We start from the raw sequence: 12,333 nt of genomic DNA on the forward strand, positions 1-12,333 counted from the left end.
CATGAAGATCTTCGGCAGAGAGCCTGCGCTCCTCATCGCCACCGTGTCCGCGGGCCTGTCGCTGCTCGTCACGTTCGGCTTCGGCCTGTCCGCCGAACAGGCCGGCGCGATCGTCGCCGTCATCAGCGCCGTGTTCGCCGCGGCGACCGCCGCCGTCACCCGGCCCATCGCACCCAGCGCGTTCACCGGCCTCGTCGCCGCCGTCGCCGCGCTCCTCGCCGCCTACGGCCTCGACCTGTCAGCGGAGAAGGTCGGTGCCATCAACGCCGTCGTCCTCGCCGGACTCGCCCTCCTCACCCGCGTACAGGTCACCCCGTCCAGCCCGGCCGCGCCCGCCATGGCCGAACCACCCCGGGCCGTCTGATGCCCTGCCGTGCGGCCCGGCGGCTCTACAAGGCCCTGGGCCGCCGCGGCACGTTCCTCGCGATCCTCGGCGTCGGCAAAACCTGCTGGGGCGTGTCCTTCCTCGTGACGCCGCCCGAGGACCACGGCCTCCAGCTGCTCACCGACCTGTGCTCACTACGCCACTGGTCCTGGCTGTGGATCGTCTGCGGGCTCGTCACCTTCGGCTCCGCCTTCCTGCGGATCGGACGAGACAAGCTCGGCTTCCTCGCAGCCTTCATACCCCCCACCGTGTGGGCGCTCGCCTACACCGTCGCCGTCATCACCGGCGACTACTCCCGCGGCGGCTTCGTCGCCATCTGGTATCTCACCTCGCACGTCGGGGTCATCTGGTGGGCGAGCACGGTGCCCGAATACTCGGTCCCCCCAGCGCCGCGACCGCCCAGGAGAGGCAAGGCGCCATGAACGTCGCCGAATGGGCGGGCATCATCGGAGCCGCAGGAAGCGTCCTCGGAGGCGGCAGCTGGTGGATATCCCGCGCCACCAGGGATGCCGCCCAAGCAACCGCCGCAGCGACCGAAGCCGCCGCCCGCGCCAACGCCGCACCGCAGCAGCAAGCCGCGAACCTGGCCGTCCTCGAAGCGACCGTTCGACGCGTCGACGAAGAGAACGGGCAACTGAGGGGCAAGATGTCGCGCCTGGAATCGATCGTGCGGGCCTTCGCCTGGACGACCGATCGGTGGGCGCGGCAGATGCACGACGCGAGGATCACGCCGGAGCCTCCGCACCCGCTGGTGGACGAGTACAACCGAACTGGAGTGTGAGATGCCGGAACCGCGCGAGCGTCGGCCGCGCCACGACGACACCGCCGCCGACGTCGGCACCCTCGTCCGCCTCGGCCGCGAAGAACCCCAGCCCATACCCGCGCCCGCGATACGGCCATTCCTGGAGCCGGTCTATCCCGGACTGCCCGACGGGTACACGCCCGACGAACCCGCGTGACTGTGCCATGCTGGTGGTGCGGGTAGCTCACTGGGTACAGAGTGGCCGGGGTCACACTCGGCACGGACGCCGGTTCGACTCCGGCCCCGCGTGAACGACAGCGCCCCGCCCCCCTGCTTCGGCAGGGGAGCGGGGCGCTTTGCTGTGCCCAGCATCAGTCAAAGCGTGCCCGGTTGGGCGGTGCCACTCTCGATAACATGCCATATCGCGGGCGCAAAAACGGTACAATTAGGCATGGCTAAAGATGACTTGCGTGAGCCCGGCGTGATCGCCTATCAGTCGGCGGATGGTCGAACCCTGTTCTGCCTGCAGCATGCTCCCGAGGGGCTCTCCAGTGACATGACCCCCATGGGCGCTGAAGACCTTCCGGACGGTGGGATCTGCGCCGGAACGCGATGCGGCGTCGACGTACTAGCGCAGCCGGAGGCGCTGTGGCGTCTGTAACCAGCACCGACGGCGAGGCGGCCAAGAAGATTCGCATGCCGGTCCAGCTTGAGCTTCCAGAGCCTTCGGTCTCATCGCGTCGATCAGTTGGCGTGCTTCGCGACCTCTCCGACTGCAAAGACGGCAAGCGTGTCACGCAGCCGAAGAATCCTTCGATCCTCCCGCGTGCAAGGCAAGTGCAGGTCCCGCAGGCCGCTGCTTCCCAGTCGGAGCCAGTCTCCGGTCCGCCTGTAGAGCGCGATGGACTTCCGATGCGCAAGGTGGCGGCACACCGCATCGCGCGGATCGCTGCCCCTCGCGAAAAGCGAACCCACTGGACGCTTTCGCAGCACGTCGACCACCAGACCTCGATGGCTGATGCCCGCATTGCGCTCTGTGTCGCCGAAGGGATCTCGCTCGATGACATAGACCCCGCCAGCGGGTACAGCTTGAGCCGCGCGTCCTACGAGTCGGTGCGCGAGTCCTGGCGGTACACGGTGAAGGCGCATGGCTGGAGCGAGTGCTACCGAGGCGACCTGGAAGAGGTCAGGGCCTACTGGTCCGAACGTCGCCCCGAGTTCACCGAAGGCGACGACTGGCTGGCGGGGCTCGTGGACCATTGCGAGGGTGCGGAGGGGGGCGCATGACCGACCTCATCCCCCGCCAGCCGGACGCCACCCTCGCCGCCTACGACGCTGCGACGCTCGCCGTCCTCGCCGCCATGGAGAAGGCCGCCGACGAACACCTCGAACGGCTGATCCCGAAGAACACCAAGCGCGGCTACGAGAACGACTGGGCTCTCTGGGAGAAGTTCCACGACTGGCTCGCCGAACGCACCGGCCACCGCATGCCATCAACCGCCGTCACCAAGGGCACCCTTGTGGGCTTCGTCGTCTGGCTCGACACCATCATGCTTGCCGCGCCGACCTCCATCGACAGGCGCATCACCGGGGTAACCGTCACCGCTCGCCGCGAACACGGGGTAGAGGTGCCGAAGGAAGCAACCGAAGCCGCACGCAAGGCTCTCAAGCCGCTCAAGAACGACCCCGAACGCATGGCACGCGGACGCGGCAAAGCCGCAGCCGCCACCCCCGAACAACTCCGTCAGATGAACGCCGCCGTCACCGACGGACTCACCGGACTCCGCGACCGCGCCCTCTGGCTCACGGCCTTCGCCATCGCCGGACGATCCGCCGAAGTCGCCGCCCTCCGCGCCGACACCATCGCCCACGTCAGCCAAGGACTCGAAGTCCACGTCCCCGCAGTAAAGGGGAGGCCACCCCGAGACGTCGTCGTCCACTACGGCCGCAACCCCGACACCTGCCCCGTCCGCGCCTGGCTCACCTGGCGCGCCGCCGCCGGCATCACCAGCGGACCCGCCTTCCTACCCATCACCGTCCACGGCCGCCTCGGCGACCGCGCACTCTCACCCGAAGCCGTCCGCGAGATCATCGCCCGCAACGCCGAACGCGCCGGGCTGTCCGTCCGGCTCACCGGCCACTCGATGCGAGCCGGATTCATCACCACCTCTCGACGCGCAGGCAAGCGAGAAGAGAAGATCCGCGAACAGTCCGGCCACGCAGAGAACAGCCCCGCCTTCTGGGGCTACATCCGCGAAGCCGACAAATGGACCGACGCCGCATCGGAGGACATCGGACTATGACAGAGACGCCGTTCAGCGAGTTCCTCAAGAGCACCAAACCCGGCCCGCAGCGCCGGTGCACCGGCTGCAACACCTTCAGCCTCCGCACGCACACGGAGCCGGCTAGCCAGGAGGAGGAGGTCGTGTGTACGAACCCGGCCTGCCGCGAGTCCCCGCTTCACCGGGAAGACTGACCGGCGCCGCGACACATCGACGGGCACGCACAATCCCCCCCACGTGTCACCCCTTTGGGTTACAGTCGTACCAACACAACTTCATGCACCTCCCGGTGCGCAGGTCTCGGCTACTTCTTTGGAAAAGTGCCGCCGCGGCCGTCCTTGATCTCGGGAGGCACAGCATCGGGGGTGCCCGGTGCGCAGGCGACGGTTACTTCCACTGTTAATGGGGTGGTTGCGGGTTCGAGTCCCGCCGGGGGCTTAGCGGCTTCCGTAGCTCAATCGGCAGAGCGCCTACGTTCCCGTCACCGACTTTGATCTCGGGCACCCCACTGCTGGACCTCCCCTCCCATGTGAGGGGCTTTCTTATGTCGCGCTTCAACCAGCGCAGTGTCCGTCCCGCCGTCCACTCGCCCGTGACCACGACCGGGGAGCGGACCGTCACCCACGAGGGCGCCACCGGCTATGTCCGCGAGGCGAAGAGTGAGCTCTTCCTGCTCGCGGTGTCCAACTTCGTCGGCGCCGACACCTTCTACGAGAAGGGCGGCGACCGCGACGACCGCTACACCCAGCTCGTCCGGCAGCTTGCCGTCGAAGACCCGGCGTGGACGGTCGGTCTCCTCGGCTGGCTCCGAGGCGAGGGCAACATGCGGACCGCTTCCCTGGTTGGCGCCGCAGAGTTCGTGAAGGCCCGCCTCGACGCAGCGGCGGCCGGCGACCTCGTGCCGGACACGCGGACGGAGAACGCGCAGGGCGGCGGCTGGAACCGCCGAGCCATCGACGCAGTCCTGCAGCGGGCGGACGAGCCGGGGGAGATGCTCGGCTACTGGACCAGCAAGTACGGTCGCAAGCTGCCGAAGCCGGTGAAGCGCGGTATTGCCGACGCCGTCCAGCGCCTCTACAACGAGCGGTCTCTCCTCAAGTACGACACCGACTCCAAGGGCTACCGGTTTGGCGACGTCCTCAACCTCGTCCACGCCGGGCCCGCCGCCGACAAGCCGTGGCAGGGCGACCTGTTCAAGCACGCCCTCGACCGGCGCCACGGGCGGGGCGAGGCGATCCCCGCCAGCCTTCCGATGCTTGAGCAGCGGGAACAGCTCACCAACGCGCTCACCGTCGAGGGACGCCGGGCGCTGCTCTCGACCGAGGAGGGGCGTCAGCGAATCCACAACGCCGGCATGACGTGGGAGGCGCTCGCCGGCTGGCTGCAGGGGCCCATGAACAAGCAGGCGTGGGAGGCAGTCATCCCGTCCATGGGCGTGATGGCCCTCGCTCGAAACCTGCGGAACTTCGACGAGGCGGGCGTGTCCGACGAGGTGGCCGCGCAGGTCTGCGCACGGTTCACGGACCCGGAGCAGGTGGCGAAGTCGCGCATGTTCCCGTTCCGTTGGTGGGCCGCCTACAAGCACGCCCCGTCGCTGCGGTGGGCGCACGCCCTGGAGCAGGCCCTCGGTCACAGCCTCGTCAACGTGCCGCGCTTGTCGGGGAGCACGCTGATCCTGGTGGACCGGTCGCCGTCGATGTTCCCCGGCTACGGGTTCTCCACCCCGAACCGGTCGGACATCACGCTCGCCGAGCAGGCCGCCGTGTTCGGGTCGGCGTTGGCTCTGCGGGCGGAGAAGCCGACCCTCGTCGAGTTCGGCGGCGAATCCAAGGAGATCCCCGTCCCCAAGGGGGGCAGCGTCCTGAAGCTCATCGAGGGCTACGGGCAGATCGGCGGCACGGACATCCCGGCCGCGGTCAAGCGCCACTGGTTCGCCCACGACCGGATCGTCATCGTCACCGACGAGCAGACCCGGCCGGGCTGGCTGCCCTCCAACATGTGGGGCCACGGCGGCATGCGGGAGACGCAGATCGACGACCTCGTACCGAAGGCGACTCCCGTCTACATGTGGAACATGGCCGGCTACAAGCCGGGCGCCATGCCGTCCGGGAAGACGGGCCGGCACACGTTCGGCGGACTCACCGATCAGGCGTTCCGCATGATCCCGCTGCTGGAGCGGGGACGTGACGCGCGCTGGCCGTGGGAAGAGGGCCCCGCCGCCTGACGTTCGTGCCACACTGCTGTACGGCCCGCCAAGCATCCCCCGTCTTGGCGGGCCGTCTGTCATCCTGGTGGTGGGCGGCATGCTCCCGGGGATGCTCTCCGGACACATCGCTGTGACGGCCGCCGCCCTCTGTCGCGCCGTTCGTGGTGCTCAGTGGCGACAGCCTGGCGTGGTCGCCGAACCTTGAGTGCCCGCCCCTGATGCGTGGGGGCGGGCACTCGTGCTGTCAGTGCTCCCACATCTCTGGCCCGCCGCCCCGCCACTCGATCAGCCCGGTGCGCACCACGTCCATCTCGTCGAACGACTGCAGCCCGGCTTCCTGTATGAAGGCGGCGACGTCCCGCACGGAGAACGCACGCCCGGCGATCTGTCCGTCGATGCGGATGCGCCGGCCGCCGTCCTCATCGGGCGGGTAGACGACGACGGGGCGATCGGTGGCCATGCGTCCAGGGTGCGGGCCCCGGCGGGCGGGCGCGCGGCGGGAGGGGCCATGCTGGGGACGTGCACCCGGACCGGTACCACGTGACCCTCGTCCTTGCGGGCCGGCCTGCGCTGCATGGCTGGTGGGGGAGTGAGCCGATCGCCCGCGCCCAGTTCACCGGGCTCGTCGGCCGGTACGGGCAGCCCGGTACCCGTATCACCCTGGTTGACGAGGAGACCGGCGCGACGTTGACGGAGTGGCCCGAGACGTCGTGAGCCTCTGCCATCCTGGCGGGGAGCAGAGGAGACGCCATGGCCTACCGCCCGTACCCGAACGTCGACCGCGCCCTCAACCAGGTCGGCCGCCACTATCAGGTCCAGCCCGTCGTGGAGTTGGAGTGCCTGCGCCCGATGAGCGAGTCCTTCACCCGACTGCGGGAGAGCGCGCGGAAGGTCCTCGCGGACCAGCCTGGCCGCTATGTCCTGTCGACGCGACGGGACTCCGGGCAGATCAGGGTGACCGGTGGCGAGTCGTCGTCGGGAATCGCCATCGACAGCATCCGCCCGTGGACGCGCTCGGAGGTCGAAGGCTGGTACCGCGGGGAAGGCTCGCCGCGCCCCGGCACTGTCAGCGGGTCCTCGTAGACTGGTCGCACTATCAGCCCATGCTTGGCGCTGAGCTGAGCCGCCCCGCCGGTTGTCACGGACCGACGGGGCGCGCTGCTGTCAGGGGTCGATGATTTGGAGAAGCTCGTCTGCCGCTCCGGCCTGGAGTTCCTGCTCGGTGTAGCCGATCGCCTGGAAGTGAGCCGCCGTCGCAACGATCTGCCGGTCTAGGCCCAAGCCGACGGTGATAGCCGAGACGAGTTGAGGCGTCACCTTGAAGCCCTTGCCGGTGATGATGTTCCCCACGAGACTCTTGCTGGGAGCCCAGCTCGACTGCGGGTCCACGGCAGAGGCAGCGAACTCGCGCGTGGTCATGCGACGGCCTTCTCCCACGTGCAGCATCATGAGCTCGGTGAGCGCGTCTCGCTGCTGATACATGCCGTCAGTCCTCCGGGTGCCGGACGGCCCGCTTGAGTGCCATCTCGACCTTGTGCCGGTCGGCCCTCGTCTCGGCCGCGAACGCGGCCACCCCCGCCTGCACGGCGTCGGCCTGCTCGACGGTGAGAGTCCCGGCCTGGATCGCCGCCCACGCGGTGCGTTCGAGGTCAAGCAGGGGGGTGGGGAAGTCGAAGGTGCTCACGGGCGGATCCTATGCCGGGCCGTCCTGTGGCTCGGGGGCGGCTGGCCGTCGCGGGTGGTCGGCGCCGACGCGGCGGACGTACCACTCCATGAAGCGGCGGAGTTCGGCTGACCGGTCGCTGTCCGCGCGCGTGACTGCGTCGCCGAAGTCGGTCCAGAGCTGGTCGTCGACTCCGCGCACGCCGCGCAGTTTCTCCCGGTGCTTGTTCGCCATGAGGCAATCATGCCGGGGTGGTTGACCACCTGTCTACGGGGTGCGAACATGTCAGTGGTTAACCACCTTTGGTCAGGGAGGAAAGATGGCGAAGGTGCTGAAGGTCGGCGTCGAAATGGGCGGCTCCAAGGATGAGGCCGACATCGCGCTGCCCGACGACTGGGACGGGATGAGTCCCGAAGAGCAGAGGCAGTGGGCGGACGAGGTACTTGACGTCCACGTCTCCAACAACGTCAACGCCTGGTGGAACGTGGAGGACGAGTAGATGGAGACCGCTGCGGCCGGTCGCCCCCTTCGATGCACCAAGTGCGGCAGTCAAGTCAACGTCGTGGAAGACGTCGACGGGACCGTCGATTGGGGTCTCGCCGTGGTGGACGAGGATGGCACGGTCCGGCCCGCCGTGCGACACATGGAGTTCCATACCGGAGAGCCAGTGCGCACCCGCGCCGTGTGCGACGACCCGAGTTGCGGCCACCAATGGACGCTACGGCGTCGCTTCGACCCCACTCGCGGCGAGGAGCCCTCACGTAGCTACTCGCCCGTCAGAGGATGGAGCGGCTAAAGGTCCGGCCTGACGAATGGCGCCTGCACGACACAGCGCCCCCGACCTAGGGAAAGTAGGTCGGGGGCGTTCGCATTTCAGCCTACGCCGCCTTGACGATCTCCTCGCGGACGGCCTGCACCCACTCATCCCGCAGGCGTTCGTACCGCTCCCGCGTCGGCCCCCACAACCAACCACCCGTCGCCACAAGCAGCGCACGGATCTCCGCATCGACCACGACAGACGGCCGCGCGGAACCCTGCGCCAGGGAGTTGGGGGACATGCTCCTGATCGTATCCGCGGCCTCTGACAGGGGGCTACGCATTCGGCGGCTGCGGCAACTCCGTGACGAACGTGCCGATCCCCGGTTGCATCTCCGCCAGGCCGGCCGTCCGCAGCTCTTTCAATACCCGCTTCGCCGTCACCTGGCTGATGCCGAACTCGTCGCACACAGCCATCGCGGAGGGGAGCCGACTCTCGGGCGGGTAGGTGCCGTCCAGGATCCGCTCGGACATCACGGCGTACACCTGCCGCCACCTCGGAATCTCCGGCTCCCACTTCATGATCCGGGACCGTAAGCGGGCAGGCCCGACTGAGCGAGACCAGACAGCGCAGACGGCCTATACCGCCTATCCCGCAGGGGTACTCTGCAATTGCAGGACCCCCGCGACCGCGCGACCGGCCCGGGGGCATGGCCGACAGCCGCAAGGAGCCGTCAGCGTGGACGAGCGTAAAGAGCAAAAGCCACCCGCCGGAAGACGGGCGACACTCCCACCCCCCAGCGTGCGCCTCAGCCCCGTGCAGGAGGCGTGGCAGCGGTACGTCCGCCACAGCCTCCGCCTATGCGACACCTGCCGGCGCGTCGACGGCAGCGCCTGCGAGGACGCCGAGACGCTGTACGCCGACTATCAGCGGATCGCGCACGCCGCCATGGATCATGTGGCCGGTCGGGCGCCGTTGCCGGATGGGCAATGATCTCCACCGTGGTGTTGTCCTCCAGGAAAGCCCAGGCCACAGGCTGCACTGCCAGTCACGGAAACGGTGCGGACGCGCACGCTCCGCAAGAAAATGGGTGGCGCGACCCACTTCCCTGAGCGTTCAACTTGTTGTTGACTTTCCGTCGATAACCACGGTCAGGAAAGCGGCCGCCCCGGTGCCCTAGCCGTGCAGGAGGTCGGTCACGTGCACACCCAGAACCCAAGCGACCTTCCGGAGAGTCCCGATCCGCACATCCACCGTGCCGGCCTCGATGGCCTGATAGGTGGAGCGGGAGATGCGGGCGGCCAGGAACACGGACTCCTGCGTGCGGTTTTGCCTCAGGCGCGTGACGCGGATGCGGTCGCCGATGGCGCGCTGCTCCGCGAGGAGCCAGTCGTCGTCATCGGGGAGCGTGGGCACGGGTCACACGCTCGACCGAAGATGATCATAAGTCAGCCCTGTTTACCGGGCATTCTGTGATCTTGAATCCGGCCCAGCCCTGCGGTGGAATGGCGTATGTCGCAGGGCTCCATGCGGTGTCCGACAATCGAACAAACGTTCACTCGAAAGAGTGAACCCCATGCTCAGCGTGCATCCGGACGTGCAGCCGGGGCACCAGGGCACCGCCACCCCCCTGCGCCCACAGCCGGTCGACTCAAGGAGCGCCCGATGGAAAGACTGCAGATCCTCGCCCGATACGACTGGGCCGACGGATGCTGCTTCCGGCACCCCAGCAAGGGGGAGGTGCCAACAGCTCCGGTCGGCCTGGTCCTCCCGCCCGGGAATGGCGGCCACGAAGTGCGTGCCTGCGTCGGCTGCGTCATTGCGATGGAGGACATGAAACGTGAATCGAGTCGTCGCGCCACAGGGAACTGCCAGCCCACCGAGCGGCGGTCGTCGCCCAGCTCAGCACCGCCCCGAGAGGTCTAGATGCGGGGAGGATCTGGGGAGCGAGGGCCCGCGGGGAGTCCTTGGGGAGACCCAGAAACGCCACTCGACACCACGGGGTACCATTCACGACCACTGGAAACCACCAGTTCAGAGGGACGACGCCTTCCGTCGGAGCATCACCCACGGGTGGCACCGCCCTCGCCTGGCAGAACACGGCTTACAACCAGCCTCCGCACACCGGCTTCTTCATAGGAGCCGGCATGCCGACCCCACCGAGGCCGACGGTGTACGCGCCCTGAACCCCCGACCGGCGGGAACGCACCACGGCGCCCCGCTCCCCCGCTTCGGCGGGGGAGCGGGGCGCCTCGCCGTCCGCTCAACCAGTGATCGTGCCGCTGAACTCCGGGAAGTCGAGGCTGAAGTCGTCACTGCTGCGCTGCACCGTCACCACGATCTTCTTGCCGTACTTCGTCTCGATGGTGTTGTCGTGGTTCTTCGTCGTCGACACCCCCGGCGCCAGTCGGCCCTCGAGCGGCTGCGACCCGTTCTCGAAAAGGGTGAAGGCGGCCTCGCCTCCGTTCGTGGCCCCCTCGACGATGAGCGACAGGTCGTCCAGAGCCACGGGCTTCTTGCCGCCGTTCTCCAGCTTCAGACCCACCCGGAAGCCGATGCTGCCGGGCTCCGCCGACTCCAGCAGGTCCTCGTTGTAGTCGGTGAACACCTTCGCGTCCACCACGGTCACCTCCAGCCCGTCCGGCCATGTGTAGGGCTCCCCGAACTCCAGGCCGACGGCCTGCCGGCCGGTGCTGTCCCCGCCCGGTTCGGCTCCCTCGTCGGAGCAGTGGGCCATCCAGTCGGCCTGGCTGATGTTCTCGTCCATGCAGTCGACCGCCGGTGCGGTCGTGGAAGCCTTGCCCTTCGCTTCCGTGCCGCCGTCGTCTCCACCGCCGCACGCGGTGAGTGCGGCCAGCAGCAGGGCGGCCGTGGCCGCAGTGGCGCGAACGCGCATAAGTCCCCCCAAGGTTGAACGTCGGATCACCGTAGACCGGCCGCGGGCAAGGTGCCGGGCGCTGTCACCGAGCCGTGACACAAGATCACCCGAGTACGGGCCCGCCTTCACACCGCGAGCTGCCTGCACTCCCGAGCCCGCTCGACGGGCTCCCCGTCCGGCCCCGCCTGCACGCGGAACAGGCGGGCGCCGGGGACCCGTGTCACCGCCTCGTCGAGCCGGCCGTCGGTGAACAGGGCACCCACCCCGTCCTCCACGGCCCAGCCGGCGGGCAGCGTCCCGCCCGCCACGGCCGCCCGGTAGGAGTCACGACGGCCCGGCTCACTGTCGTAGTGCGGACACACCGAGCCGGGCAACAGCCCCAGCCCGTCCGGCAGATGCCTCAGCGGGCCGAAGGAGTCGGTGTGCGACCCCTCGGCCCAGCAGTTGGCCCCGGCACTGATCCCGCACAGCAGGGTGCCGAGCCCGTAGGCCTCCCGCAGCAGCCGGTCCACACCGTGCACGCGCCACACCGCCAGCAGGTTGGCGGTGTTGCCGCCCCCGACGTACACGACGTCCTGGGCGAGCAGGTGGTCCCGCAGCGCCTCGTCGGCCGACTCCCGCCGGAACAGCGGCAGCACCGACGGCTCGCAGTCACGCGCACCGAACGCGTCGAGGAACTTCTCCGCGTACCCGGGGGCGTCCCCGCCGGCCGTGGGGACGAAGCACACCCGCGGCCGGCGGCTGCGGGCGTGAGAGAGCATCCAGTCGTCCAGCAGCCCGTCGTCGTCGGTGGAGAAGCCCCCGCCGAGGAGGGCGATACGGCGTGCCGGGACGTCCGTCATCGGGCACCCGCCGGCACGTCGTCGGGGCGGGGCGTGCTCCGCAGTCTCTCGAACGCGGTGGGGGAGGTCTGCCGCGGGAGGAAGGCGCTGATCCGCCCGGCGCAGTCCGCCGCGCTGTTCGCCGCCGTGTCGCACTCGATGTCGTACACACCGTGGGAGTGGACCTGTGCGAACTGCCGGGCCGCGAGGCCGGCCGGGCGGTCGCCGCGGGCCTCCTCGCGCCGGCGCAGTTCCGCCAGTGGGCAGCGCACCCCCACCAGCACGACGTCCCGCGCGGGGAAGAGCTCCAGACAGTCCCGCAGGCGCCACTCCTCACTCAGCACGTGGTCGACGACCACGTTGTTCCCCGCGGCGGCCATGCCGGCGACGGCCCGGTGGAAACCCCGCCAGGTGCGGTGCAGCACGCCGGGGAGGTCGTCGGCGGGGATCTCCCGGCGTGAGCGCATCGCGTGGAAGGAGTCCACGGGCATGTGGAAGTACGGCTCGTCCAGCACCCGCAGGAGTTCCCGCGCGATGCTGGACTTGCCCGAACTGGACGTGCCGTTCAGGAAGATGATGCGGCCGGGCACCCGTGGCTC

At 69.0% G+C, this 12,333-nt stretch carries 21 protein-coding genes, 2 tRNA genes and 1 pseudogene; 14 read left to right on the forward strand and 10 right to left on the reverse strand.

Annotated features, from left to right (window positions below; translation table 11 throughout):
- The first annotated feature begins 1 nt into the window (after position 1).
- The 9 genes from IE172_RS20525 (at position 2) to IE172_RS20565 (ending at position 5,633) form a co-directional block, all read left to right on the forward strand.
- The gene (locus IE172_RS20525) at positions 2-364 is read left to right on the forward strand and encodes a hypothetical protein (RefSeq protein WP_190098709.1); all 363 of its coding nucleotides are present in this window, start codon (positions 2-4) and stop codon (positions 362-364) included.
- Complete coding sequence (locus IE172_RS20530) at positions 364-807, forward strand: hypothetical protein (protein ID WP_190098710.1); 444 nt, start codon at positions 364-366, stop codon at positions 805-807. Before IE172_RS20525 ends, IE172_RS20530 begins: the two co-directional genes overlap by 1 nt.
- Positions 804-1,166, forward strand: a complete 363-nt coding sequence (locus IE172_RS20535; protein WP_190098711.1) for a hypothetical protein — start codon at positions 804-806, stop codon at positions 1,164-1,166. Before IE172_RS20530 ends, IE172_RS20535 begins: the two co-directional genes overlap by 4 nt.
- A gap of 1 nt (position 1,167) precedes the next feature.
- Positions 1,168-1,344: a hypothetical protein gene (locus IE172_RS20540; RefSeq protein WP_190098712.1), complete on the forward strand. Its 177-nt coding sequence runs from the start codon at positions 1,168-1,170 to the stop codon at positions 1,342-1,344.
- Between the two features lie 16 nt (positions 1,345-1,360).
- Positions 1,361-1,437: transfer RNA gene (locus IE172_RS20545), tRNA-Val, on the forward strand.
- Positions 1,438-1,775: 338 nt separating this feature from the next.
- On the forward strand, positions 1,776-2,414 hold the full coding sequence (locus tag IE172_RS20550) for a hypothetical protein (protein WP_190098713.1): 639 nt from the start codon (positions 1,776-1,778) through the stop codon (positions 2,412-2,414).
- On the forward strand, positions 2,411-3,430 hold the full coding sequence (locus IE172_RS20555; protein WP_190098714.1) for a tyrosine-type recombinase/integrase: 1,020 nt from the start codon (positions 2,411-2,413) through the stop codon (positions 3,428-3,430). The genes IE172_RS20550 and IE172_RS20555 overlap by 4 nt, the downstream gene beginning before the upstream one ends.
- A 346-nt stretch (positions 3,431-3,776) precedes the next feature.
- Positions 3,777-3,847: transfer RNA gene (locus IE172_RS20560), tRNA-Ser, on the forward strand.
- A gap of 106 nt (positions 3,848-3,953) precedes the next feature.
- Positions 3,954-5,633, forward strand: a complete 1,680-nt coding sequence (locus tag IE172_RS20565) for a TROVE domain-containing protein (RefSeq protein WP_190098715.1) — start codon at positions 3,954-3,956, stop codon at positions 5,631-5,633.
- A gap of 226 nt (positions 5,634-5,859) precedes the next feature.
- Here the strand turns inward: IE172_RS20565 and IE172_RS20570 are convergent, their stop codons facing one another.
- Entirely contained in the window at positions 5,860-6,075 is a 216-nt protein-coding gene (locus tag IE172_RS20570) for a hypothetical protein (RefSeq protein ID WP_190098716.1), read from the reverse strand.
- Positions 6,076-6,134: 59 nt separating this feature from the next.
- Here IE172_RS20570 and IE172_RS20575 point away from each other — a divergent pair, with 59 nt between their 5' ends.
- Both IE172_RS20575 and IE172_RS20580 read left to right on the forward strand, forming a co-directional pair.
- Positions 6,135-6,329 carry a hypothetical protein gene (locus IE172_RS20575; protein ID WP_190098717.1) on the forward strand — a complete coding sequence of 65 codons (195 nt, stop codon included), beginning with the start codon at positions 6,135-6,137 and terminating at the stop codon, positions 6,327-6,329.
- A gap of 36 nt (positions 6,330-6,365) precedes the next feature.
- On the forward strand, positions 6,366-6,698 hold the full coding sequence (locus IE172_RS20580) for a hypothetical protein (RefSeq protein ID WP_190098718.1): 333 nt from the start codon (positions 6,366-6,368) through the stop codon (positions 6,696-6,698).
- A gap of 81 nt (positions 6,699-6,779) precedes the next feature.
- Here IE172_RS20580 and IE172_RS20585 read toward each other — a convergent pair whose 3' ends face one another.
- From IE172_RS20585 to IE172_RS20595, 3 genes are read right to left on the reverse strand one after another with little or no spacing between them, the layout of a single operon-like run.
- Positions 6,780-7,097 (reverse strand): hypothetical protein, encoded by a 318-nt coding sequence (locus tag IE172_RS20585; protein ID WP_229886215.1) that lies wholly within the window; start codon positions 7,095-7,097, stop codon positions 6,780-6,782.
- Positions 7,098-7,101: 4 nt separating this feature from the next.
- The gene (locus IE172_RS20590; RefSeq protein ID WP_190098719.1) at positions 7,102-7,299 is read right to left on the reverse strand and encodes a hypothetical protein; all 198 of its coding nucleotides are present in this window, start codon (positions 7,297-7,299) and stop codon (positions 7,102-7,104) included.
- Between the two features lie 9 nt (positions 7,300-7,308).
- Entirely contained in the window at positions 7,309-7,512 is a 204-nt protein-coding gene (locus tag IE172_RS20595; RefSeq protein WP_190098720.1) for a hypothetical protein, read from the reverse strand.
- Between the two features lie 85 nt (positions 7,513-7,597).
- On the opposite strand from IE172_RS20595, the gene IE172_RS20600 reads away from it, so the two are divergent.
- Positions 7,598-7,777, forward strand: coding sequence for a DUF7167 family protein (locus IE172_RS20600; RefSeq protein WP_190098721.1), 180 nt, complete (start codon positions 7,598-7,600; stop codon positions 7,775-7,777).
- A 379-nt stretch (positions 7,778-8,156) separates the two neighbouring features.
- On the opposite strand, the gene IE172_RS20605 is transcribed toward IE172_RS20600, so the two are convergent.
- A complete protein-coding gene (locus IE172_RS20605; RefSeq protein ID WP_190098722.1) occupies positions 8,157-8,336 on the reverse strand; it encodes a hypothetical protein in 180 nt (59 codons plus the stop codon).
- 34 nt (positions 8,337-8,370) lie between these two features.
- The gene (locus tag IE172_RS20610) at positions 8,371-8,616 is read right to left on the reverse strand and encodes a winged helix-turn-helix domain-containing protein (RefSeq protein WP_190098723.1); all 246 of its coding nucleotides are present in this window, start codon (positions 8,614-8,616) and stop codon (positions 8,371-8,373) included.
- 157 nt (positions 8,617-8,773) lie between these two features.
- Between IE172_RS20610 and IE172_RS20615 the strand changes: the two genes are divergently transcribed.
- The gene (locus tag IE172_RS20615) at positions 8,774-9,028 is read left to right on the forward strand and encodes a hypothetical protein (RefSeq protein ID WP_190098724.1); all 255 of its coding nucleotides are present in this window, start codon (positions 8,774-8,776) and stop codon (positions 9,026-9,028) included.
- A 183-nt stretch (positions 9,029-9,211) separates the two neighbouring features.
- Here the strand turns inward: IE172_RS20615 and IE172_RS20620 are convergent, their stop codons facing one another.
- Entirely contained in the window at positions 9,212-9,451 is a 240-nt protein-coding gene (locus IE172_RS20620; RefSeq protein ID WP_190098725.1) for a helix-turn-helix transcriptional regulator, read from the reverse strand.
- Between the two features lie 662 nt (positions 9,452-10,113).
- Between IE172_RS20620 and IE172_RS35450 the strand changes: the two are divergent.
- Positions 10,114-10,221, forward strand: a pseudogene (locus IE172_RS35450) (rhamnogalacturonan lyase family protein); the annotation flags it as partial.
- 77 nt (positions 10,222-10,298) lie between these two features.
- On the opposite strand, the gene IE172_RS20625 reads toward IE172_RS35450, so the two are convergent.
- The 3 genes from IE172_RS20625 to IE172_RS20635 form a co-directional block, all read right to left on the reverse strand.
- Positions 10,299-10,931 (reverse strand): hypothetical protein, encoded by a 633-nt coding sequence (locus IE172_RS20625; protein ID WP_190098726.1) that lies wholly within the window; start codon positions 10,929-10,931, stop codon positions 10,299-10,301.
- Between the two features lie 107 nt (positions 10,932-11,038).
- Positions 11,039-11,755, reverse strand: coding sequence for a Type 1 glutamine amidotransferase-like domain-containing protein (locus IE172_RS20630; protein ID WP_190098727.1), 717 nt, complete (start codon positions 11,753-11,755; stop codon positions 11,039-11,041).
- Positions 11,752-12,324 (reverse strand): chloramphenicol phosphotransferase CPT family protein, encoded by a 573-nt coding sequence (locus tag IE172_RS20635; protein ID WP_190098728.1) that lies wholly within the window; start codon positions 12,322-12,324, stop codon positions 11,752-11,754. The genes IE172_RS20630 and IE172_RS20635 overlap by 4 nt, the downstream gene beginning before the upstream one ends.
- Between the last annotated feature and the right edge of the window lie 9 nt (positions 12,325-12,333).

The organism is Streptomyces griseoflavus (assembly GCF_014649995.1).
GTDB classification, from domain to species: Bacteria; Actinomycetota; Actinomycetes; order Streptomycetales; family Streptomycetaceae; genus Streptomyces; species Streptomyces griseoflavus.

Bases quoted from the DNA above. Each gene is read 5' to 3' on its own strand.
- IE172_RS20530 (WP_190098710.1), top strand. From the start codon at position 364: ATGCCCTGCCGTGCGGCCCGGCGGCTCTACAAGGCCCTGGGCCGCCGC.
- IE172_RS20580 (WP_190098718.1), top strand. From the start codon at position 6,366: ATGGCCTACCGCCCGTACCCGAACGTCGACCGCGCCCTCAACCAGGTC.
- IE172_RS20565 (WP_190098715.1), top strand. From the start codon at position 3,954: ATGTCGCGCTTCAACCAGCGCAGTGTCCGTCCCGCCGTCCACTCGCCC.
- IE172_RS20555 (WP_190098714.1), top strand. From the start codon at position 2,411: ATGACCGACCTCATCCCCCGCCAGCCGGACGCCACCCTCGCCGCCTAC.
- IE172_RS20535 (WP_190098711.1), top strand. From the start codon at position 804: ATGAACGTCGCCGAATGGGCGGGCATCATCGGAGCCGCAGGAAGCGTC.
- IE172_RS20570 (WP_190098716.1), bottom strand. From the start codon at position 6,075: ATGGCCACCGATCGCCCCGTCGTCGTCTACCCGCCCGATGAGGACGGC.
- IE172_RS20600 (WP_190098721.1), top strand. From the start codon at position 7,598: ATGGCGAAGGTGCTGAAGGTCGGCGTCGAAATGGGCGGCTCCAAGGAT.
- IE172_RS20585 (WP_229886215.1), bottom strand. From the start codon at position 7,097: ATGTATCAGCAGCGAGACGCGCTCACCGAGCTCATGATGCTGCACGTG.
- IE172_RS20525 (WP_190098709.1), top strand. From the start codon at position 2: ATGAAGATCTTCGGCAGAGAGCCTGCGCTCCTCATCGCCACCGTGTCC.
- IE172_RS20630 (WP_190098727.1), bottom strand. From the start codon at position 11,755: ATGACGGACGTCCCGGCACGCCGTATCGCCCTCCTCGGCGGGGGCTTC.
- IE172_RS20625 (WP_190098726.1), bottom strand. From the start codon at position 10,931: ATGCGCGTTCGCGCCACTGCGGCCACGGCCGCCCTGCTGCTGGCCGCA.
- IE172_RS20540 (WP_190098712.1), top strand. From the start codon at position 1,168: ATGCCGGAACCGCGCGAGCGTCGGCCGCGCCACGACGACACCGCCGCC.
- IE172_RS20610 (WP_190098723.1), bottom strand. From the start codon at position 8,616: ATGAAGTGGGAGCCGGAGATTCCGAGGTGGCGGCAGGTGTACGCCGTG.
- IE172_RS20595 (WP_190098720.1), bottom strand. From the start codon at position 7,512: ATGGCGAACAAGCACCGGGAGAAACTGCGCGGCGTGCGCGGAGTCGAC.
- IE172_RS20605 (WP_190098722.1), bottom strand. From the start codon at position 8,336: ATGTCCCCCAACTCCCTGGCGCAGGGTTCCGCGCGGCCGTCTGTCGTG.